We start from the raw sequence: 22,495 nt of genomic DNA on the forward strand, positions 1-22,495 counted from the left end.
CCGCGCGGCGCGGCTGCTCGCCGCTCGGCCACTCGCGCTCCTCGGTGAGCAGTTCCACCGCGCCCTCGGCCCAGTCGACGTGCGGGGACGGCTCGTCCACGTGCAGCGTGCGCGGCAGCACACCGTGCCGCATCGCCTGCACCATCTTGATCACACCGGCCACACCGGCGGCGGCCTGCGCGTGGCCGATGTTGGACTTGACCGAGCCCAGCCACAGGGGCTGTGCGCGCTCCTGGCCGTAGGTGGCCAGCAGCGCCTGGGCTTCGATCGGGTCGCCGAGCCTGGTGCCCGTGCCGTGCGCCTCCACCGCGTCGACCTGGCCGGCGGCCAGGCGGGCGTCGGCCAGTGCCTGGCGGATCACGCGCTGCTGGGCGAGGCCGTTGGGGGCGGTGAGTCCGCTGCTCGCGCCGTCCTGGTTGATCGCGGTGCCGCGGACGACGGCCAGCACGGGGTGGCCGTTGCGGCGTGCGTCCGAGAGCCGTTCGAGGACGAGCATGCCGGCGCCCTCGGCGAAGCCGAACCCGTCGGCCGCCGCGGCGAACGCCTTGCAGCGGCCGTCGGCCGCGAGGGCCCGCTGCCGGCTGTACTCGGTGAACACGGCGGGCGTGGACAGCACGGTCGCCCCGCCGGTGAGCGCCAGCGTGCACTCGCCGGCGCGCAGCGAGCGGACGGCGAGGTGCAGGGCGACCAGGGAGGAGGAGCAGGCGGTGTCGACGGAGAGGGCGGGGCCCTCCAGGCCGAGGGTGTAGGAGACCCGGCCGGAGAGCACGCTGGGCGAGGTGCCGGTGACGACGTACCCCTCCAGCTCGGTGGCCACCGTGCCGGTGATGTCGGAGTAGTCCTCGCTGCTGAAGCCGACGAACACGCCGGTGGGGCTGCCGCGCAGGCCGGCGGGGTCGATGCCGGCCCGTTCCAGGGCCTCCCAGGAGGTCTCCAGGACCAGCCGCTGCTGCGGGTCCATGGCGAGGGCCTCGCGCGGGCTGATGCCGAAGAAGCCGGCGTCGAAGTCCCCGGCCGAGTCGAGGAAGCCGCCTTCGCGGGCGTAGGAGGTGCCGGGCCGGTCGGGGTCCGGGTCGTAGACCGCGGCCATGTCCCAGCCGCGGTCGGCGGGGAACGCCGAGACGGCGTCGGTCCCGGCGGTCACCAGCCGCCACAGGTCCTCGGGCGAGGCGACCCCGCCGGGGTAGCGGCAGGCCATGCCGACGATCGCGATCGGTTCGTGGTCGCGGGCCTCGGCCTCGCGCAGCCGGCGCCGTGCGACCTGTAGATCGCCCGTGACCTGCTTGAGGTAGTCCAGCAGTTTGGCCTCGTCAGCCATCGGTGCACCCCCGTGCGGTTCGTTCGGCGCGGGTCACGAGATGCCCCGGTCGATCAGGTCGAAGAGTTCGTCGGCGGTGACGCCGTCCAGCGCGGCCCGCTCGGGTTCCCCGCCGGTCTCCTGCGTGTCCCAGCGGGCCGCCAGGTCCCGCAGGTGCGCGGCCACCCGGGCCCGGTCGGCGCCGTCGGCCGGCAGTGCGCCGAGGGCGCTGTCCACCCGGGCCAGTTCGGCGATGATCCGGTCGGCGGTCGCCTCCTCGGACTCGCCGGGCAGCAGCGCCCGGAGCAGGTGGTCGGCGAGCGCGGCCGGGTTGGGGTGGTCGAACACGAGGGTGGTGGGCAGCCGCAGGCCGGTGGCGGCGCCGAGGCGGTTGCGCAGTTCGACGGCGGTCAGCGAGTCGAAGCCCAGCTCCTTGAAGCCGCGGTCGGGCGCCACCGCGTCGGTTCCCCGGTGCCCCAGGACGTCGGCCGCCTGGCCGCGGACGACGTCGAGCAGGGCGGGGCCGCGCTCGGGCGCGGGCAGCGCGGTGATCCGCGCCACCAGGGCCGCCGCGTCGGACACCGGGCGGGCGGCGGCCGGGCCGGCCGGGGCGGCGACCAGGTCCCGCAGCAGCGCCGGGACGGGGCCGGCGGCCGGGGCGGAGAGGTCGAGTCGGGCGGTGAGGGTCACCGCCTCGCCGGTGCGGGTGGCCGCGTCGAACAGGGCCAGTCCCTCGGCGGCGGCCATGGGGACGATGCGCCGGCGGCCGGCGCGGGTGACGTCGGCGGCGTCCAGGTGCCGGGTGAGGCCGGTGGCGTCGGCCCACAGCCCCCAGGCCGTGGCGGTGCCGGGGAGTCCGGCGGCGCGGCGCCGGGCGGCGAGCGCGTCGAGGAAGGCGTTGGCGGCGGCGTAGTTGGCCTGGGCGGGGGTGCCGAGGGTGGCCGCCGCGGAGGAGAACAGCACGAACGCGGACAGGTCCAGGGCCGCGGCGCGCTCGTGCAGGTGCCAGGCGGCGTCGGCCTTCGGGCGCAGCACGGCCGGCAGCCGGTCGGCGGTGAGTTCGGTGAGCACGCCGTCGTCGAGGGCGCCCGCGGTGTGCACGACGGCGGTCAGCGGGTTCTCGGCGGTGAGCCGGGCGAACAGGGCGTCGAGCGCGGCCGGGTCGGTGACGTCGCAGGTCTCGAAGCGGACGGTGGCGCCGGCCGCTGCGAGTTCGGCGACCAGGTCGGCGCTGCCGGGGGCGGCGGCGCCGCGCCGGCTGGCCAGCACCAGGTCGCGGGCGCCGTGTTCGGCCACCAGGTGCCGGGCGAGCAGGCCGCCGAGCACGCCGGCGCCGGTGATGAGGACGGTGCCGTCGGCGTAGGGGGCGACGGTCAGCACGAGCTTGCCGGTGTGCTGGGCCCGGGCCATGAAGCGGAACGCCTCGCGGGCGTCGGAGAGCGGCCAGGTGCGGGTGGGCAGGCCGGTGATCTCGCCGGCCTCGGCGTGGGCGACGACCTCGGTCAGCAGGCTCTGGACGCGGTCGGGGCCGGCGTCGCGCAGCAGGTCGAACGGGCGGTAGTCGACGCCGGGCAGGTCGGCGGGGTCGCGGAGGTCGGTCTTGCCGAGTTCCACGAACCGCCCGCCGGGACCGAGCAGCCGGAGCGAGGCGTCCACGAACTCGCCCGCCAGGGAGTTCAGTACGACATCCATCCGCGGGAACCGGTCCGCGAACCCGGTGTCCCGCGACGACGCCACATGCGCCTCGTCCAGACCCATCCCCCGCAGCACCCCGTGCTTGCCGGGGCTCGCCGTCGCGAACACCTCCGCCCCGAGCAGCCGGGCCACCTGCACGGCGGCCATGCCGACACCACCGGCCGCCGCGTGCACCAGCACCCGGTCCCCCGCCCGGACCCCGGCGAGGTCCACGAGGGCGTAGCGGGCGGTGGCGAAGGCGGACGGCAGGGCGGCGGCCCGGACCCAGGACCAGCCGGCCGGTACCGGCACCACGAGCCGCCGGTCCACCACCGCGAGCGGGCCGAAGCCGCCCGGCACCATGCCGAGGACCCGGTCGCCGACGGCGAGGCCGGTGACGTCCGGGCCGGTCTCGACCACGGTGCCGGCGGCCTCGGAGCCGATCGCGTCGACCTCGTCCGGGTACATGTCGAGCGCGCACAGCACGTCGCGGAAGTTCAGGCCCGCCGCGCGCACGGCGATGCGCACCTGGCCGGGTGCCAGGGGTGCGGTGGCGTCGGGGGCGGCCACGGCGTCGACGCCGTCGATGCTGCCCGGCCGTACCGCGTCGACGCGCCAGGCGTCGGTGCCGGCGGGCGGGCGCAGCGCGGACTCGGTGGCCCGGGTGAGCCGGGCGACGAGACGTGCGCCGTCGCGGAGCGCGGTCTGCGGCTCCGCGCCGACGGCCGGCACGGCGGCCAGGGAGTCGGGGGTGCCGTCGGTGTCGATGAGCAGGAACCGGTCGGGGTGCTCGGTCTGCGCGGAGCGCACCAGGCCCCAGACCGCGGCGGCGGCCGGGTCGGGCTCCTCGCCGGGGCGGACGGCGACGGCGTCGCGGGTGACGATCGCGAGCCGGGCGTGGCCGAAGCGGTCGTCGGCGAGCCAGTCCCGGAGCAGGTCCAGCACCTGGGCGGTGGCCCGGTGGGTGGCGGCGACCGGGTCGGCTCCGGTGGTGACGGGTGCGAGGACGAGGCCGACCGCGCCGGCGTCGATCCCGGCGAGGGTGGCGCTCAGGGGCGCGGTGAGGCCGGCCGGGTCGGTGCCGAGGACGGCGCAGCGGGCGGCGGCCGGGGCCTCGGCCCCGGGGGTCTGCCACGCCACGCGGAACAGCGCGTCGCGGGTGCCGGCGGCGGCCACCGCGCGCAGCTGCCCGGCCGACGCCGGCCGCAGTCGCAGCCCGGCCAGCTCCGCGACGGGCCGGCCCTCGCGGTCGGTCGCGGTGAGGCGCAGCGTGTCGGCGCTCTCCCGGACGGCGCGCACCCGCAGGGCGCGGGCCGTGCCGGGGTGGACGGTCACACCGGTCCAGGAGAACGGCAGCAGCAGGGGCGCGTCCTCGGGTTCGGCGGCGGGCACGGCCTGGGTGACGGCGTCGAGCAGCGCGGGGTGCACGAGGTGGCCGGTGGTGTCGACGGTGTCGGGGAGCGCGACCTCGGCGAAGATCTCGGTGTCCCGGCGCCACAGGGCGCGCAGGCCCCGGAAGGCGGGCCCGTAGCCGTAGCCGCGGGCGGCGAAACGGTCGTACACGTCGTCCAGCGGGACCGCTTCCGCGTCGGCGGGCGGCCATGCGCCGGGGCCGGGCTCGGCGGGCGCGGGCGCGGGCTCGGGTGCGAGGACGCCGGTGGCGTGCCGGGTCCAGCCGTCGCCGGAGTGGGTGTGGACGGCGACCGTACGGCGTCCGGACGTGTCGGGGCCGTGCACGGTGACGCGCAGGGTCAGCCCGTCGGCGGGTACGCCGATCGGCGCGGCCAGGGTGAGTTCCTCCACCCGGGGGCAGCCGAGCCGGTGGCCGGCGTGGGCGACGAGTTCCAGGACGGCGGTGCCGGGCAGCAGGGCGGTGCCCAGCACGGTGTGCTCGGTCAGCCAGGGCCGGGTGTCGGGGCCGATCCGGCCGGTGAGGAGCAGGCCGCCGCCGTCGGGGAGTTCGGCCTCGGCGCCGAGCAGCGGGTGCCCGGCAGAGGTGAGGCCGACGGCGGTGAGGTCGCCGGCGCCGCCGGTGCCCGGGGCGAGCCAGTAGCGGTCGCGCTGGAAGGGGTAGGTGGGCAGTTCGACCGGGCGGGCGCCGGCCGTGTCGAACAGGGGCCGGAAGTCGACGGGCACGCCGTGGGCGGCGACCTCGGCCAGGGCCGTGGTGAAGCGCAGCAGGTCGCTCTCGTCGCGGCGCAGGGTGGCGGCCACGCGCAGCTCGGTGCCCTCCGCCTCGGCGGTCTGCTGCATGGCGACCGTCAGCACGGGGTGCGGACTGATCTCCACGAATCCGTGGTGTCCGGCGGCGAGCAGGCCACTGACCGCGTCCTGGAAGCGGACCGGCTCGCGCAGGTTGCGGTACCAGTAGCGGGCGGTGAGTTCCTGGCCGTCGATCCAGTCGGCGGTGACGGTGGAGTACAGGGGCACTTCGCCGTCCCGGGGCCGGACGCCCTTGAGGTCGGCGAGCAGCCGTGTGCGTACGGCCTCGACCTGCGGGGAGTGGGAGGCGTAGTCGGCGGCGACGCGGCCGGCGCGCAGCCCCTCGTCGTCGCAGAGGTCGAGCAGTTCCTCCAGGGCTTCCCGGTCGCCGGCGACGACCAGGGAGCGGGGGCTGTTGGCGGCGGCGATGCCGAGCCGGCCGGGCCAGCGCTCCAGCATCTTCTCGACGTCGGCGGCGGGGGCGGCGACGAAGCCCATGCCGCAGCGGCCGGGGAGGTCGGCGACGGCCTTGGCGCGCAGCGCGACGATCTTGGCCGCGTCCTCCAGGGTCAGCGCGCCGGCCACGCAGGCGGCGGCGATCTCGCCCTGGGAGTGGCCGACCACGGCCGCCGGGACCACGCCGTGCGCGCGCCACAGCGCGGCCAGCGAGACCATCAGCGCGAACAGCACCGGCTGCACCACGTCGACGCGGCTCAGCGGCGGCGCGCCCTCGGCGCCGCGCAGCACGTCCACGACGGACCAGTCCAGGTAGGGGGCGAGGGCGTGCTCGCACTCGGCCATGCGGGCCGCGAACACCGGGCTGGTGTCGAGGAGTTCGAGGCCCATGCCGATCCACTGGCCGCCCTGGCCGGCGAAGACGAAGACGACGCTGCCGTCGGCTCCGGCGGTGCCGCGGACCACGGCCGGGTCGGCGCCGCCGGCGGCGAGCACGTCCAGTGCGGCGAGCAGTTCGGCGCGGTCGCGGCCGACGACGGCGGCGCGGTGCTCGAACGCGGTGCGGCGGGTGGCCAGGGTGAACCCGACGTCGGCGGGCTCCAGCTCCGGGTCGGCGGCGACGAACTCCTTGAGGCGGACGGCCTGTGCGCGCAGGGCGGCCTCGGTGCGGGCGGACAGCTGCCACGGCACGGGCACCGCGCCGGCCGCTTCCCGGGGCGCGGGTTCGGCGGCGGGCGCCTCTTCGACGATCACATGGGCGTTGGTGCCGCTGACGCCGAACGACGAGACACCGGCCCGGCGCGGACGCTCGCCGCGCGGCCAGGGGCGGGCCTCGGTCAGCAGCCGCACGTCGCCGGAGACCCAGTCGACGTGCGGGGTGGGCTCGTCCACGTGCAGGGTCTTCGGGAGCAGCCCGTGCCGGAGCGCGAGGACCGTCTTGATGACGCCGCCGACGCCGGCGGCGGCCTGGGTGTGGCCGAGGTTGGACTTCAGGGAGCCCAGCCACAGCGGCCGGTCGCGGTCCTGGCCGTAGGAGGCGAGCAGGGCCTGGGCCTCGATGGGGTCGCCGAGGGTGGTGCCGGTGCCGTGGCCCTCGACGGCGTCCACGTCGGCCGGGCGCAGCCCGGCGTCGGCCAGGGCCTGCCGTACGACGCGCTGCTGGGCGGCGCCGCTCGGCGCGGTGAGGCCGTTGGAGGCGCCGTCCTGGTTGATGGCGGTGCCGGGCAGCAGGGCGAGCACCGGGTGGCCGTGGCGCCGGGCGTCGGAGAGCCGCTCCAGCAGGAGCATGCCGGCGCCTTCGGACCAGCCGAGTCCGTCGGCGGCCTTGGCGTAGGAGCGGCAGCGGCCGTCCTCGGACAGGCCGCCCTGCTTGGTGAAGTCGGTGAACAGCTCGGGCGTCGGCATGACGGTGACACCGCCGGCGAGGGCGAGGTTGCTCTCGCCGGAGCGCAGCGACCGCACGGCGAGGTGCAGGGCGACCAGGGAGGACGAGCAGGCGGTGTCCACCGTGAGGGCGGGGCCCTCCAGGCCGAGGACGTAGGAGATGCGGCCGGCCACCACGCTGGCCAGGCGGCCGGTCAGGGCGTGCCCGTCGTCGCCCTCGGGGATGCCCGCGAGCAGGGACGAGTAGGACTGGGCGTTGGCGCCGACGAAGACGCCGACGCGTCCGCCGCGCCAGGATCCGGGGGCGACCCCGGCCCGCTCCAGCGCCTCCCAGCCGGTCTCCAGCAGCAGCCGCTGCTGGGGGTCCATCAGCTGGGCCTCGCGCGGGCTGATGCCGAAGAAGGCGGCGTCGAACAGGGCGACGTCGTCGAGGAATCCGCCGTGCCGGGCCCGGCTGGCCGAGGGGCCGTCCGGGTCGGCGAGGGCGGCGAGGTCCCAGCCGCGGTCGGCGGGGAACGGCGTGATGGCGTCGCGTTCCTCCAGCAGGAGCCGCCACAGGTCGTCGGGGGTGGTGACGCCGCCCGGGAAGCGGCAGGCCATGCCGACCACCGCCACCGGGTCGTCGTCGGCCGCGCGGCGCACGGGCTCGTCGTCCTCGGCGACGAGGACGTGCCGGCCGGAGGCGGCGTCGACCAGGACGTCCGCGAGGGCGCGGGCGGTGGGGTGGTCGTAGATGGCCGTGGTGGGCAGCTTGACGCCGGTGATCCGGCGGAGCCGCAGCAGCAGCTGGACGGCGGTCAGCGAGCGCAGGCCCAGGTCCCGGATGGCCCGGTCCGGCGGTACGTCGGCGGCGGTGCCCAGTTCCAGCACCTCCGCGACCTGCGTCAGCACCAGGTCCAGGACGACGCGCCGGCGCTCGGGCTCGGGCAGGCCGGCGAGCCGGTGCGCGAGCGCGGGCGGCTGAGCGGCCGTCGGGTCGGTCAGCGGCTCAGTCATGGGTGGTCCCCTCCAGCGGGTCCGGTGCGTGCAGTGCGGAGACGGGCAGGCCGGGATCGGCGAGTGCGGCCCGGAGCAGCGCGGTGGTGCCGGCCAGCAGGCCGTCCACGGTGCTGCGGTCGAGCGCGGCGGCGCGGTGGACGACGTGTCCGGTGAGGCCGCCGTCCGGGTCCTCGACCAGGTGCACCTCGAGGTGCCAGCGGGCGTAGGCGCGTTCGCCGGTGAACTGCTCGACGCGGGCGCCGGGCAGGCCGAGTGCGCCCAGTTCGACGTTGACGAGCTGGAAGACGACGTCGACCAGCGGTTGTCCGGGGTCCAGGCCGAGGCCCTCGACCACCCGTTCCCAGGGCAGTGCCTGGTGGGCGTAGGCGTCGACGGCGGTGTCCCGGACCCGGGCCAGCAGGCCGGCGAAGGACGGGTCGCCGGCGAGGTCGACGCGCAGGGGCACGAAGTTGGCGAAGAAGCCGATCAGCCCTTCGACCTCGGCCCGGGTGCGGCCGGCCACCGGGGAGCCCACGGCGAGGTCGTCCGTGCCGGTCCAGCGGGCGAGCGTGGCCGTGAAGGCGGCCAGCAGGGTCATGTACAGGGTGGCGTCGTGCTCGGCGCCGGTCCGGCGGGCGGCGTCGACCAGTTCGGCGGGCAGCCGCCACTCGGTCAGCTCGCCGGTGTCGTCGTGGGCGGCGCCGGCCGGGACGCCGGGCAGGGCGAGGGGCCGCAGTCCGTCCAGCCGGCGGCGCCAGTGGTCGAGCTGGGCGTCGAGCGCGGCGCCGGTGAGCCAGGAGCGCTGCCAGACGGCGAAGTCGCCGTACTGCACGGGCAGGTCCGGCAGGTCGGCCGCCACGCCCGCGCGCAGGGCCGCGTAGACCGTGGACAGTTCGGACCAGAGCACGCCCTGGGACCAGCCGTCGGTGGCGATGTGATGCACGGTCAGCAGCAGGACGTGGTCGTCCGGGGCGATCCGCAGCAGGGCGGGCCGCAGCACGGGCCCGGCGACGAGGTCGAAGGGGCGGGCCGCGGCCTCGTCGGCCAGGGCGCGGGCGGCGGTCTCGTCGGGGACGTCGACCGGTTCCAGCACGATGTCCGGGGCGGGCAGGACCAGCGACCGGGGCTCGTCACCGGGCACGAACACCGTGCGCAGCGCCTCGTGCCGGCGGACGACCTCGGTCAGGGCACGGCCCAGCAGGTCCGTGTCGAGGTCGCCGGTGATGCGTACGGCCAGCGGGACGGTCCAGACCGGGTCGGCGGGGTCGGCCTCGTGCAGCCGCCACAGCCGCAGCTGGCCCAGCGACAGCGGCAGGGGCTCCTGCCGGGACACCGGTACCAGGGGCGGTACGGCCGCGCGCGGCGCCGCGGCGACGACCTCGGCGAGCGCGCGCGGGGTGCGGTGCTGGAACAGCTCCCGCAGGGACACCTCGGCGCCGAGCACCTCGCGGATCCGGGCGACCGTGCGGGCCGCGACCAGCGAGTGCCCGCCGAGGGCGAAGAAGTCGTCGTCGATGCCGACCCGCCCGGTCTCCAGCACCTCGGCGAACACCTCGCACAGCGCCTTCTCCTCGGCCGTGCGGGGTGCGCTGAAGCCGGTGTCGAGGGTGGTGCGCAGATCGGGGGCGGGCAGCGCGGCCCGGTCGATCTTGCCGGTGGTGGTCAGCGGGAACGCGTCCAGCGGGACGAGCGCCGAGGGCACCATGTAGTCCGGTACGTGGTCGGCGAGGTGGGCGCGCAGCCGGGCGGGCAGTGCGCCGTCGGCGCCGGGGACGGGGACGACGTAGCCGACGAGCCGTTTGACGCCGGGGGTGTCCTCGCGGGCGACGACGACGGCGCGGGTCACCTCGGGGTGCCGCAGCAGGACGGCCTCGACCTCGCCGAGCTCCACGCGGAAGCCGCGGATCTTGACCTGGTGGTCGAGCCGGCCCAGGTACTCCAGGCTGCCGTCGGGCCGCCAGCGGCCGAGGTCGCCGGTGCGGTAGAGGCGGGAGCCGGGCGGGCCGAAGGGGTCGGGGACGAACTTCTGCGCCGTCAGTTCCGGCCTGCGGACGTAGCCGCGGGCGAGTCCGGGGCCGGCGAAGCACAGCTCGCCGGCCACGCCGACGGGGACCGGCCGCAGCCGGTCGTCCAGGACGTAGGCGCGGGAGTTGTCGACCGGCGCGCCGAGGTGCGCGGTCTCCGGCCAGTCGGCGACGTCAGCGGGCAGGGTGAGGGCGGTGACGACCTGGATCTCGGTGGAGCCGTAGTGGTTGTGCAGCCGCAGCCGGGGCCGGGCGGCACAGAACTCGCGCAGCACGCCGTCGAGCGTGAGCGGCTCGCCCGCCTGGGAGATGTGCCGCAGCGAGGTGAGCCGGGCCCGGCCCGCGTTCGCCTCCTCGGCGAGCGCGCGGATCATCAGGTTGGGTACGAAGATCTGCTCGACGGCCCGTTCGTCCAGCCAGCGTGCGAAGCGGGCGGGGTCGCGGCGGGTGTCCTCGGTGGGGACGACCAGCGTCTCGCCGTACAGGAGCGCGGAGAGCACCTCCTGCACGTGCACGTCGAAGGTGAGCGCGGTGAACTGGGCGGTCCGGGTGCCGGGGCCGCCGGGTACCGCCTTCTTCTGCCAGGCCAGCATGTTGACGACGCACCGGGCGGGCATGGCGATGCCCTTGGGCGTGCCGGTGGAGCCGGAGGTGTAGACGACGTACGCGAGCGAGTCGGGTCCCGGTCGCCCGGCGGGCTCCGCCGGGAGCGGCTCCGGCCGGTCCGGGGCGTCGGCCAGGACGAGGGCGGTGCCCTCGGCGAAGACGCCGGCGTGGGCCCGGTCGGTGACGGCGACGGCCATCCGGGCGTCGTCCACGATGAGCCGGATGCGGTCCCGGGGGTGGTTCGGGTCGATCGGCACGTAGGCCGCGCCGGCCTTGAGGATGCCGATCAGGCCGGCCATCTGCATCGTGCCGCGGTCCAGGCACAGGCCGACGAGGTCGTCCGGCCGTACCCCGTGGGCCCGGAGTACGGCCGCGATCCGTTCGGCCGCGCGGTCCAGTTCGGCGTAGGTCAGCGTGTCGTCCTCGCACTCGACCGCGCGGGCGTCGGGGGTGCGGGCGACCTGCTCGGCGAAGAGGTCGGCGAGCGTGGCGTCGCGGTACGGCAGGGCGGTGTCGTTCCACTCCTCCAGCAGCCGGTGGCGGTCGGTGTCGTCGAGGAGGGAGAGCGTGGACAGCGGGGCGTCGGGGTCGGCGAGGGCCGCGCGCAGCAGCACGGTGAGGTGGTGCAGGATCCGGCGGACCGTCCCGGCCTCGAACAGCGCGGTGGAGTGCAGCACGGTGCCGCGCACCCGGTCGCCGTCCTCGGTGAGGTGCACCTCCAGGTCGACACGGGTGAAGGCGTGCTCCTCGAGCAGCGGTTCCAGCCGGGCGGCGCCGAGCCGGTCGCCCTTGTCGCCGGGTGCCCGCATGAGCTGGAAGACGACCTGCACCAGCGGGTTGCGGGACAGGTCCCGCTCGGGTGCCAGGGCCTCCACCAGGTGCTCGAAGGGCAGGTCCTGGTGGTCCATGGCGCCCACCACGGTCTCCCGGACCCGGCCCAGCAGGTCACGGAAGGTGGGGTCGCCGGAGGTGTCGGTGCGCAGCACCAGCATGTTGACGAAGAAGCCGATCAGCCGCTCCACCTCGGGGCGGGTACGGCCCGCCACCGGGGTGCCGACGGCGACGTCCTCGGTGCCCGCGAACCGGGCCAGGACCACCGTGAAGGCGGTCAGCAGCGTCATGTAGAGGGTGGCGCCCTCCGTGTCGCCGAAGGCGCGGGCGGCCCGGACCAGGTCCTCGGGCAGCTCCCAGGGCTGGGAGGCGCCCGCCGATCCGGCGACCGCGGGCCGGGGCCGGTCCAGCGGGAGTTCCAGGGGGCGCAGTCCGGCGAGCCGGGTCCGCCAGTAGGCCAGGTGCCGCTCCCGTTCGGCGCCGGTGAGCCGGCCTTGCTGCCAGACGGCGAAGTCGCCGTACTGGACGGGCAGGTCGGGCAGGTCGGCGTCCTGTCCGGCGAGTTCGGCGCGGTAGGCCTCGGCCAGCTCGCCCCAGAAGACGGCGTGCGACCAGCCGTCGGTGACCGCGTGGTGCGCGGTGATCAGGACGGCGTGGTCCTCGGGGGCGAGCCGCAGCACGCGGGCGCGCAGCAGCGGGCCGCGGGCCAGGTCGAAGGGGCGTGCGGCGTCCGCCTCGGCCAGGGCGCGCGCCTCGGCCTCGTCGGCGACGTCCGTGACGTCCGGGCGGAGCGGGGTCGCGGGGCGGACGACGGCCACCGGGTCGCCGCCGTCGGCCGCGAAGACCGTGCGCAGCACCTCGTGCCGGGAGACCACCAGGGACAGGGCGCGGCCGAGGGCGTCGACGTCGAGCGGGCCGCGGGCGCGGACGCCCATCGCGACGTTCCAGAAGCCGCTGTCCGGGGTGAGCCGGTCCAGGAACCACAGGCGGCGCTGGGAGGACGACAGCGGCAGCGGGCCGGTGCGGGGGACGGGCCGGATCACGTCGGTGACGGTGCCGGGCGCGCCGAGGGTCTCGGCCAGCCGGCGCGGGCTGCGCCGTTCGAACACCGCCTGGAGGGGCACGTCGGGTCCGAAGCGGGCGCGGATCCGGGCGATGGCGCGGGTGGCCAGCAGCGAGTGGCCGCCCAGCGCGAAGAAGTCGTCGTCGGCGCCGACCGGGTGGACGTCCAGCACCTCGGCGAAGATCTCGCACAGCACCCGCTCCGCCTCGGTCGCGGGCGGCACGTATCCGCTCTCGGCGACCGAGCGGGTGTCGGGCGCGGGCAGCGCCCGGCGGTCGATCTTGCCGGTGGTGGACAGCGGGAACGCGTCGAGCGCGACGAACGCGGACGGCACCATGTAGTCCGGTACGGCGCCGGCGGCGTGGGCGCGCAGCGCGGGCAGCACGCTCTCCTCGGCGTCCGGTTCCAGCACCACGTAGGCGACGAGGCGCTTGTCGCCGGGGACGTCCTCGCGGACGGCGACGGTGACCTGCGAGACCGCGGGGTGCCGCAGCAGCGCGGCCTCGACCTCGCCGGGCTCCACCCGGAACCCGCGGATCTTGACCTGGACGTCGGCGCGGCCGAGGAACTCCAGCGCGCCGCCGGGCAGCCACCGTACGACGTCGCCGGTGCGGTACATCCGGTCGCCGGGGCCGCCCCACGGGTCGGGCACGAACTTCTCGGCGGTCAGGTCGGGCCGGCCCAGGTAGCCGCGGGCCACCCGGGGCCCGGCGACGACGAGTTCGCCGGCCACGCCGAGCGGCGCCGGGCGGAGGGTGTCGTCGAGGACGTACACGCGGGTGTTGTCGATGGGCGCCCCGATCGGCACCCGGGAGCCGGCCAGCCGGAAGCCGGGCTCCATCGGGAACAGGGTGGTGAACGCGGTCGCCTCGGTGGGCCCGTACGCGTCGACCACGGTGAGGTGCGGGTGGGCGGCCATCACCTGGGCGACGGTCTCGCCGGACACGGCCTCGCCGCCGGTGAGGACCTCGCGCAGGCCGCCGAAGCACTCCATGCACTCCTCGGCGAGCAGGCTGAACAGGGGTGCGGGCAGGCACATCGCGGTGACGCCGTGCTCACGGACGAGCCGGTCGAACGTCCGCGGTTCGACGTGCTCGTCGGAGGCGATGACGATCTGCTTGCCGGCCAGCAGGAACGGCCACAGCTCGTAGGTGGAGATGTCGGTGGCCAGCGGGTAGTGCAGCAGCACCCGTTCGTGGTTGCCGTTGCTCCAGCGGCGGTCGGCGGCCAGCACGACGACGTTGCGGTGGGTGACGGCCACGCCCTTGGGCTCGCCGCTGGAGCCCGAGGTGTAGATGACGTACGCCGTGGTGTCGGGGTGCGGGTCGAGACCGGGGGCGGTGTCGGGGCCGGGGCCCGGGTCGGTCACGTCGAGGACGGTGAGCCCGTCGGTGCCGGGCACCGGGCGGTCGGCGACGACGACGCGCAGCCCGGAGGTGGCGACGATCCGCTCGGTGCGGCCCGGGGGGTTGCGGGGGTCGAGCGGCACGTAGGCGGCGCCCGCCTTGAGCACGCCCAGCACGGCCGCGACCATGCCGGTGGACCGTCCGGTGGCCACGCCGACCGGCTCGTCGGGGGCGACGCCGTGGGCGAGCAGGAGGTGGGCGAAGCGGTTGGCCCGCCGGTCCAGTTCGGCGTAGGTGACCCGTTCGTCGCCGCAGATCAGGGCGACGGCGTCGGGGGTGCGGGCGGCCTGCTCGGCGTAGAGCCGGGGCACCGAGCCCTCGGGCAGGGGTGCGGCCGTGTCGTTCCAGGCGATCAGGGTGCGGTGCCGGTCGGTCGCGTCGAGCATGGTCGCCGCGGAGACCGGGCGGTCGGGAGCGGCGAGGACCTCGCCGAGCACGACGGACACGTGGTGCATCAGCTGGCGGACGGTGTCGGCGTCGAACAGGTCGGCCGCGTACAGGACGGTGGCGTCGACCTCGTCGCCGGTCTCGACGGCGTGCACCTCCAGGTCCATCCGGGTGTACGCGTGGTCGACGGCGAACGGCTCGGCCCGGGCGCCCTGCCACCAGGGCCGCCGGGGCGCGTCGGTGAGCAGCTGGAACGCCACCTGCACCAGCGGGTTGCGGGACAGGTCGCGCTCGGGGCGCAGCCGTTCCACCAGGTGCTCGAAGGGGACGTCCTGGTGCTCTACGGCACCGACCACGGACTCCCTCACCCGGCCGAGGAGTTCGCGGAAGGTGGGGTCGCCGGACAGGTCGGTGCGGACGGCGACGACGTTGACGAAGAAGCCGATGAGCGCCTCGGTCTCGGCGCGGGTCCGGCCGGCCATCGGCGAGCCCACGGCGACGTCCTCGGTGCGGGCGTACCGGGACAGGACGAGGGTGAACGCGGCCAGGAGCACCATGTAGAGCGTGGCTCCCTCGCGGGCGGCGACGGCCCGGGCGTCCCGGATCACCTCCGCGGGCAGCCGCCAGGGCAGCGTTCCGGCGCGGCCGGTGGCGACGGCGGGGCGGGCCTTGTCCAGCGGCAGTTCCAGGGGGGCGAGGCCGGCCAGCCGGCCGGTCCAGTAGCCGGTCCGGCGCTCCAGCACCTCGCCGGACAGCCAGGACCGCTGCCAGACGGCGAAGTCGCCGTACTGCACGGGCGGTTCGGGCAGCGGCGTGCCGTCGTAGGCAGCGGCGATCTCCGCCCACAGCAGCGCCTGGGACCAGCCGTCGGTGGCGATGTGGTGGACGGCGACGACGAGCACGTGGTCGTCGGGGGCGAGCCGGAGCAGGGTGGCGCGCAGCAGCGGGCCGTGCGCCAGGTCGAACCCGGTGGACAGCTCGGCGGAGGCGGCGGCCCGTGCCGCGCCGGCGTCCGGTACGTCGATGACCGGCAGGGCGACGGGGTCGGCGGCGCCGACGACCGCGGCGGGTACGCCGTCGGCCACGGTGAAGGTGGTGCGCAGGGTCTCGTGGCGGGCGACGACCGCGGTCAGGGCGCCGGCGAGCCGCTCCGGGTCCAGGGGGCCGCGCACCCGCAGGGCGCCGCCGGAGGTGTACGAGGCGCTGCCCGGGGCGAGCTGGTCCAGGAACCACATCCGCTGCTGGGCGAAGGACAGCGGCAGCGGCCGGTCGCGGTCGGCCGGCTCCAGCGGCGGCGCCTGGTCGGCGGGGCTCGTGGTGCCGGTGACGACCGCGGCCAGGGTCCGCGGGGTGCGGTGCTCGAACACCTCCCGCAGGGGGATCTCGGTGCCGAAGGCGCGGGCGATGCGGGCGACGAGGCGGGTGGCGAGCAGGGAGTGCCCGCCGCGGACGAAGAAGTCGTCGTCGGCGCCGACCGCGTCGGCGCCGAGCAGCTCGGCGAAGATGCCGCACAGCGTCCGCTCGGTGTCGGTGCGCGGTGCGGCGGGGCCGGCGTCCGCGGTCCGAGCCGGAGCGGGCAGCGCGGCGCGGTCGACCTTGCCGGAGGCGGTCAGCGGCAGCGCGTCGGCGAGGACGAACGCCGCGGGCACCAGATAGTCGGGCAGGGCCGCCGCGGCGTGGGCGCGCAGCCCGGCGGCGTCCGTGCGGTGGCCGGCGCGCGGGACGACGTGGGCGACGAGCCGCTTGCCGGCCGGGCCGTCGCCGCGCACCACGACGGCGGCGTGCGCGACGGCGGGGTGGGCGGCCAGGACGGCCTCGACCTCGCCGGGCTCCACCCGCAGGCCGCGCAGCTTGGCCTGGTCGTCGGCGCGGCCGAGGAACTCCAGGACGCCGTCGGGGCGGCGGCGCACGATGTCGCCGGTGCGGTACATGCGGCTGCCGGCCGGGCCGAACGGGTCGGGCAGGAAGCGTTCGGCGGTGGCCGCCGGCCGGCCCGCGTAGCCGCGGGCCAGGCCCGGCCCGCCGACGTACAGCTCGCCGGGCACGCCGAACGGGACGGGCCGCAGCCGGTCGTCGAGGACGTGCGCGCGGGTGTTGTCCAGGGGGCTGCCGATCGGCACCCGGCCGCCGGGGGCCGGGTCGGCCGGTGCGACGGGGTGGAGGGTGGCGAAGGTGGTGGTCTCGGTGGGGCCGTAGCCGTTGACGACCGTCAGGTCCGGGTGGGCGGCGCGGACGCGGGCCACGGTCGCGGGGGACACGGTGTCGCCGCCGACGACGAGTTCCCGGACGCCGGCCAGGCAGCTGACGTCCTCCTCCACGACCAGGTCGAACAGGCCGGAGGTCAGCCAGAGCGCGGTGACGCCCTGGGCGGCGGCGACCCGGGCGAGGGCGCGCGGTCCGAGGTCGCCGGGCGGGGCGACGACGACGCGGCGGCCGGACAGCAGCGGGGACCACAGTTCGTAGGTGGAGGCGTCGAAGGCCTGCGGGGAGTGCAGCAGGACCCGGTCGTGGGCGCCGCCGGACCAGCGCCGCTGCAGGGCGAGGCCGGCCACGGCTCGGTGGGTGGTGGCGACGGCCTTGGGCACGCCGGTGGAGCCGGAGGTGTAGATGACGTAGGCGAGGGTGCGTGCGGCGGCGAGGTCGGCCGGCGGGTCGGACCGCCGCCGGGCGGACTCCTCGATCAGGACGAGCCGGGGGCCGGTGCCGTCGGCGGGCGGGGCGAGCAGGCCGCTCGCGGCGACGGCGGCGTCGGTGACGACGACGGGCACCTGGGAGTCGCGGACCATCAACTGGACGCGCTGGTGCGGGTAGCGGGGGTCGAGCGGCATGTAGCCCGCTCCCGCCTTGAGGATGGCGAGCAGCGCGACCACCATGTCCGCCGACTTCGGCAGGCAGACGCCGACCAGCTGTTCGGGGCCGGCACCGAGACCGCGCAGGTCGTGGGCGAGCGCGTTCGCGCGTTCCACGAGGTCCCGGTAGGTGAGGGTGACGTCGCCGCACCGCACCGCGGGGGCGTCCGGGGCCTTCTCGGCGGTGCGGTCGATGAGGGGGTGCAGGCAGCCGGCGGTGTCGGCGGCACGGGCGTCGCCGCCGCCGGAGAGTTCGTACAGGACGCGGTCGCGTTCCTCCGGGGAGAGCAGGGGCAGCCGGTCCACCGGCAGGTCCGGGTCCCCGGTGGCCGCCGTCAGCACGTGCACGAACGCCTGCCCGATCGCCTCGGCCGTGGCGTTCGCGAACAGGTCGGTGCTGAACTCCACCCGGCCGCGCAGCCGTCCGTCCCGGGCCGCCACGAGGTCGAGGACGAGATCGAACTTGCTGGAGCGGCCGGTGAGCACCACGTCCAGTTCCTGCGCCCGGACGCCGTCGAGCGCGAGGTCCTCGGCCGGTGTGTCGCACAGCGCGAGCATCACCTGGACCAGGGGGACCGGCCCCTGGGAGCGGTCCGGGGCGAGGGCCTGCACCAGTGTGCCGAACGGGACTTCCTGGTGGGCGTAGGCGTCGGTGCAGGTCACCCGCACCTGTTCGAGGAGGGTGGCGAAGGACGGGGCGCCGTAGAGGTCCACCCGCAGGGGCAGCGTGTTGACGAAGAACCCGGCGAGCCGCTCCAGTTCGGGGTGGCTGCGGCCCGCCACCGGCGAGCCGACGACCAGGTCGCGCTGCCCGCTCCACCGGGAGAGTACGACGGCGAACGCGGCGACGAGGACCATGTACGGGGTGACGCCCGACCGTCCGGCCAGCGCGCCCACCTTCTGCCACAGGCGGGCGGGCACGGTGAACGGCACCGACGCGCCCCGCCAGGTCCGCTCCGCGGTGCCCGGGAAGTCGGCGGGCAGCTCCAGCACGGGGGTGTCCTTCAGCCGTTCCCGCCAGTAGGCGAGCTGCTCCCGGAGCAGCCCCTGGCCGAGCCAGTCGCGCTGCCAGACCGCGTAGTCGGCGTACTGCACCTCCAGTTCGGGCAGGTCGTGCTCCGTGCCCTGGCGGAAGGCGGTGTACAGCACGCCGATCTCGTGCTTGAGGACGTCCAGGGTCCAGCCGTCGGCGGCGATGTGGTGCAGGCTCAGCAGCAGCACGTGATCGTCGTCGGCCAGGCGCAGCAGCCGGGCGCGCAGCATCAGGTCGCGGGTGAGGTCGAAGGGCCGGGCGGCCTCGGCACGGCAGCACTCGGCGACGGCGGCCTCCCGGTCCTGCGGGGCGGCCGTACGCAGGTCGGTGACGGGCAGGGGGACCGGCCGGGGCCGTCCGATGCACTGCTGCGGCTTTCCGCCCTCGGCCGGGAAGGTGGTCCGCAGGGCCTCGTGACGGCGCACGATCTCGGTGAGGGCCCGGCCCAGTGCCTCCGGGTCCAGCGGTCCGCGCAGCCGCATGCCGCCCGGCATGACGTAGGCGGTGGTGCCGGGGTCCGCCTGGTCGAGGAACCACAGCCGTTCCTGCGCGTAGGAGAGCGGGAACCGTGGTTCGGGGCCCGGCCGGGGGCGGCGCACCGGGCGGTTCGTCGCGGCCCGTCGCCGGGCCAGTTCCAGGGTGAGCAGGGCGCGGCGCTCGGCCGAGAGGGCGTCCGCGCGTCCCCGGGGGTCCTCGGCGGTGCTGCGGTGGTCAGCCATGTGCCACTCCTTCTGCCGCGAGCAACCGGCCGCCCACGGCGGCGTCGGCGTCCTCGACCAGGGCGGTGAGCGTCTCGTCCGGCGACTGCTGGGGGAAGAAGTGGCCGCCGGGGAAGGTCCGCACGGTGTGGCCCGCCGTGGTGCGGCCGGCCCAGCCCTCGGCCGCGAGCCGGGCGTCGACGGTGGTGTCCCGCGCGCCGAGGTAGACGTGGACGGGGCAGTCGAGCGGCGGCAGGTCGCGCGCGGTCCGGCCGCCCACCAGGGCGAGGTCGGCGCGCACCAGGGGGAGCGTCTCGGCGAGGTAGCGCGGGTCGTCGAGCAGCTCGGCGGTGGCACCGCCCCAGGCCCGCAGCAGGCCGGTCAGGTCCTCGTCGGACAGGGTGTCGAGTCCGGCGGGCAGCGGCCGGTCCGGCGGGTCGCCGGCGGCGGCCACCAGGGCGGCGGGCCGCCAGCCGCGCTCGGCGCGCAGGTGCTGGGCGAGGTCGTGGGCGATGACCGCGCCCATGCTGTGCCCGTACAGCAGCACGGGCCGGCCCAGCAGCGGTATGACGTCGGCGGCGAGCCGGGCGCACAGCGCGTCGAGGTCGGTGAGCGGTGGCTCGGCGGACCGGGTGCCGTGTCCGGGCAGTTCCACGGCGGCGACGCCGAGGGCCGGCGGAAGGCGGTCGGACCAGTTCCGGAACTGGTGCGCGCCGCCGCCTCCGGGCGGCAGGCACAGCAGCCACATCCGGACCTCCTCGCTCCTGTACCAGAGCCGCAACGAGTTCATGGGGCCAGGGTCGTGGCGCGCCCGGGAGCGGGAACAGTCGGGACATTCCCTTACCCCGGGGGCCGGGAGGCCGTCACCCCGGGACCGGGGAGGCCGTGCTGCGCGCGGCGGTCCTGACGCTCGACGTGGTGCAGGGCCCGCACGGGCCGGGTCAGCAGGGGCAGCAGGGCGGTCATCATGGCCGCCGGCGCCGCCCACAGGGTGGCGCGGGCGCCGAGGCCGTCCACGAGCAGTCCGCCGGCCAGCGCTCCGACGGGCACCAGGGCGAAGGAGACCAGCCGGAAGGCGGCGCTGACCCGGGCGTGCAGAGCGGGCGGACTGGCCAGGTGGCGGACGGTCGTGCTCACCACGCCGAGCGCCCCGGCGCCGGCCGAGCCGGCACACAGACCGGCCGAGCTCACCGCCAGCACGGTGGCGCGGGTGCCGTCCGCCGCCGGCACCAGCCAGAAGGCCGGTGCCGCGACCGTGGCCGCGGCCAGGGCCGCCCGGCCGTGGCCGAGCCGGCGGATCAGCGGCGGGGCGAGGAGGGCGCCGGCCGTGCCGCCGAGTCCGCCGCACACGAGCACCACGCCGTAGAGGCCGCCGAGGTGCTGGTCGCGCACCAGATAGACGACGAGGGCGACGTTGACGGCCTGGGCGCAGGCGTTGAACAGCGCGGCGTGCACGGCGATGCGGCGCAGCGGCGCGTAGCCGAGGACGACGCGCAGCCCGGCGGTCAGCTCCGGGCGCAGCCGGCCGCCGTCCCTCCGCACCGGGCGGGACGGCTGCCGGTGGGTGATCCGGCCGAGCGCGCCGGCGCAGAACAGGTAGGTCAGGCAGTCGGCCAGCAGCGCGTTCGGCGCGCCGAGCAGGGTGGTGAGCCAGACCGCGAGCCCGGGCCCCGCGGTGACGGCGACCGCGAGACCGGCGTTGAGCCTGCTGTTGGCCCAGGCCAGCCGGTCGGCGGCGACGAGCCTGGGGAGCAGCGCGAACATCGCGATCTCCGCGGTCACGGTGGCCGCGCCGCCGAGGGCCGCGACCAGGTGGAGCTGGGCGAGGCCGAGAGTGCCCGCCGCCGAGGCCAGCGGCACGGACAGGACCAGCAGGGCGCAGCAGAGGTGGACGGCGATCAGTACGCCGCGCAGCGGCCGGTGGTCCAGCCACAGCCCGACGGGCAGCGGCACGAGCAGGAACGGCAGCGTGTACAGCGCCTGGAGCAGGCCGAGTTGGCCGCCCGGGGCGTGCAGCACGGACACGGCGGTGTACGGCAGCGCGAACAGGGTGATCTGGGAGCCGAGTTGGGAGACCGCGTCGCCGGCCCACAGCCGCCGGAAGTCGCGTTCGCCGGTCGGGGTCCGCCGCCGCTCGGGCCGCAGCCGGGTGTGCCGCACCGTTACGCAGCCTCCCTCGTCCGGCCGGTCACCGTGCAGCTTCGGCTCCGGGGGCGGGCCGGACCAGTCAGGAGAACTCCCGATTGGCGGGCCGGTGCCACCCTGACAGAGTCGATCCATGACCTTGCGGACTGTGGCGTGCGGCATGCGCGGAAGCCTCCCGGCACCGACGGGATCACCACGGCCGGTGCCGGGGTGGCCGGAGGCCCGGCCGGGGCAGCCGGAGGACCGGTGGAGGTGCCTGGAAGCCGGGTGGAGGTGCCCGGAAGCCCGGTCGAAAGGCCGCGCACCGAAAGCGGCTTGGCCCGGTCCCAGGGCGGCAGGGCGCGCACCCAGGGCGGCGTGGCACAACCCCAGGACGGCACCGCGCGCACCGAGAGCGGCTTGGCCCGGCCCCAGGACGGCAGAACGCGCACCGAGGACGGCGGGGCACGACGCGAACACGGCATCGCGCGCACCGAAAGCGGCTTGGCCCGGCCCCAGGACGGCAGAACGCGCACCGGGTGCGAGGCGGTCGGCGGTCGCGGCGGGCGGGCGCGCGTCATGAGCCAGCGGCCGGAGGACCGCGATCCGGGGACGAGGCACGCGGCCCCCCTCCCCCGCCCCCTGCCGCCGGTCACGCCCGCGGACCGCGGGTCGGAGCCCGTGCTGTCCTTCGCCCAGCAGCGCATGTGGTTCGCCGAGCACCTCGCACCGGACCGGCCCGTCTCCAACGTCCCCGTGTCCGTCCGGCTGTCCGGCCCCCTCGACCACGAGGCCCTGCGACGGGCCCTCACCTGCGTGATGCTGCGCCACGAGGTGCTGCGGACCGTCTACCCGCAGGCCGGGGACCGGCCCGTCCCCCGGGTGTGCGCGCTGACGCGGGCGGACCTGCGCCTGGTGGACCTGTCCGCGCTGCCCGGCGACGCGGCGCGGGAGCGGGCGCTGCGGGACCTCGTGGACACCGAGTCGGAGCGTGTCTTCGACCTGGCGCGGGACATGCCGGCGCGCTGGCTGCTGGTCCGGCTCGGCGACGCGGACCACGCCCTGGTGGCGACGCTGCACCACATCGCCGTCGACGGCTGGTCCATCGGCCTGCTGCTGAGCGAACTCGCCGCGTACTACGCCGCCCCCGCGCCGGCCCTGCGGGAACCCCCGGCCCTGCCGCTGCAGTACGCCGACTACGCCGCCTGGCAGCACGCCCAGTGGGACGCGGGCGCGTTCGGCGGGCAACTCGACTACTGGCGTGCGCGTCTGTCGGACCTGACGACGCTGGACCTGCCGACCGACCGTCCGCGCGGCGCGGGCGGCCCGCCGCGGGGCGGACGGTTCACCACGGTGCTGGACGCCCCGCTGGCCACCGCGCTGCGCAAGCTGGCGGCGGAGCGGGACGTCACCCTGTTCACCGTCGCCCTCGCCGCCTTCCACCTCACGCTCGGCAAGCTGGCGGGCCAGGACGACGTGGTCGT

The 22,495-nt window shown here is 76.5% G+C and carries 5 protein-coding genes and 1 pseudogene; 1 reads left to right on the top strand and 5 read right to left on the bottom strand.

Features of this window, described 5'->3' with window-relative positions; translation table 11 throughout:
• From CCN44_RS46000 to CCN44_RS10270, 5 genes and pseudogenes are all read right to left on the bottom strand, one after another.
• Positions 1-1,318 (bottom strand): beta-ketoacyl synthase N-terminal-like domain-containing protein (locus tag CCN44_RS46000; RefSeq protein WP_244203900.1); only part of this gene is annotated, 1,318 nt, incomplete at its 3' end.
• A gap of 33 nt (positions 1,319-1,351) precedes the next feature.
• Positions 1,352-7,963 (bottom strand): annotated as a pseudogene (locus CCN44_RS47355) (SDR family oxidoreductase); the annotation flags it as partial.
• A 37-nt stretch (positions 7,964-8,000) separates the two neighbouring features.
• Positions 8,001-18,908 carry a non-ribosomal peptide synthetase gene (locus tag CCN44_RS10260; protein ID WP_086697450.1) on the bottom strand — a complete coding sequence of 3,636 codons (10,908 nt, stop codon included), beginning with the start codon at positions 18,906-18,908 and terminating at the stop codon, positions 8,001-8,003.
• On the bottom strand, positions 18,901-19,677 hold the full coding sequence (locus tag CCN44_RS10265) for a thioesterase II family protein (protein ID WP_063808677.1): 777 nt from the start codon (positions 19,675-19,677) through the stop codon (positions 18,901-18,903). The genes CCN44_RS10260 and CCN44_RS10265 overlap by 8 nt, the downstream gene beginning before the upstream one ends.
• A gap of 50 nt (positions 19,678-19,727) precedes the next feature.
• Positions 19,728-21,047: an MFS transporter gene (locus tag CCN44_RS10270; RefSeq protein WP_158103084.1), complete on the bottom strand. Its 1,320-nt coding sequence runs from the start codon at positions 21,045-21,047 to the stop codon at positions 19,728-19,730.
• Positions 21,048-21,590: 543 nt separating this feature from the next.
• On the opposite strand from CCN44_RS10270, the gene CCN44_RS10275 reads away from it, so the two are divergent.
• Positions 21,591-22,495: condensation domain-containing protein (locus tag CCN44_RS10275; RefSeq protein ID WP_244203901.1), on the top strand; the 905-nt coding region annotated here is incomplete at its 3' end.

The sequence above is a fragment of the Streptomyces tricolor genome, assembly GCF_002155905.1.
Taxonomy (GTDB): domain Bacteria; phylum Actinomycetota; class Actinomycetes; order Streptomycetales; family Streptomycetaceae; genus Streptomyces; species Streptomyces tricolor.

Bases quoted from the DNA above. Each gene is read 5' to 3' on its own strand.
- CCN44_RS10260 (WP_086697450.1), bottom strand. From the start codon at position 18,908: ATGGCTGACCACCGCAGCACCGCCGAGGACCCCCGGGGACGCGCGGAC.
- CCN44_RS10265 (WP_063808677.1), bottom strand. From the start codon at position 19,677: ATGAACTCGTTGCGGCTCTGGTACAGGAGCGAGGAGGTCCGGATGTGG.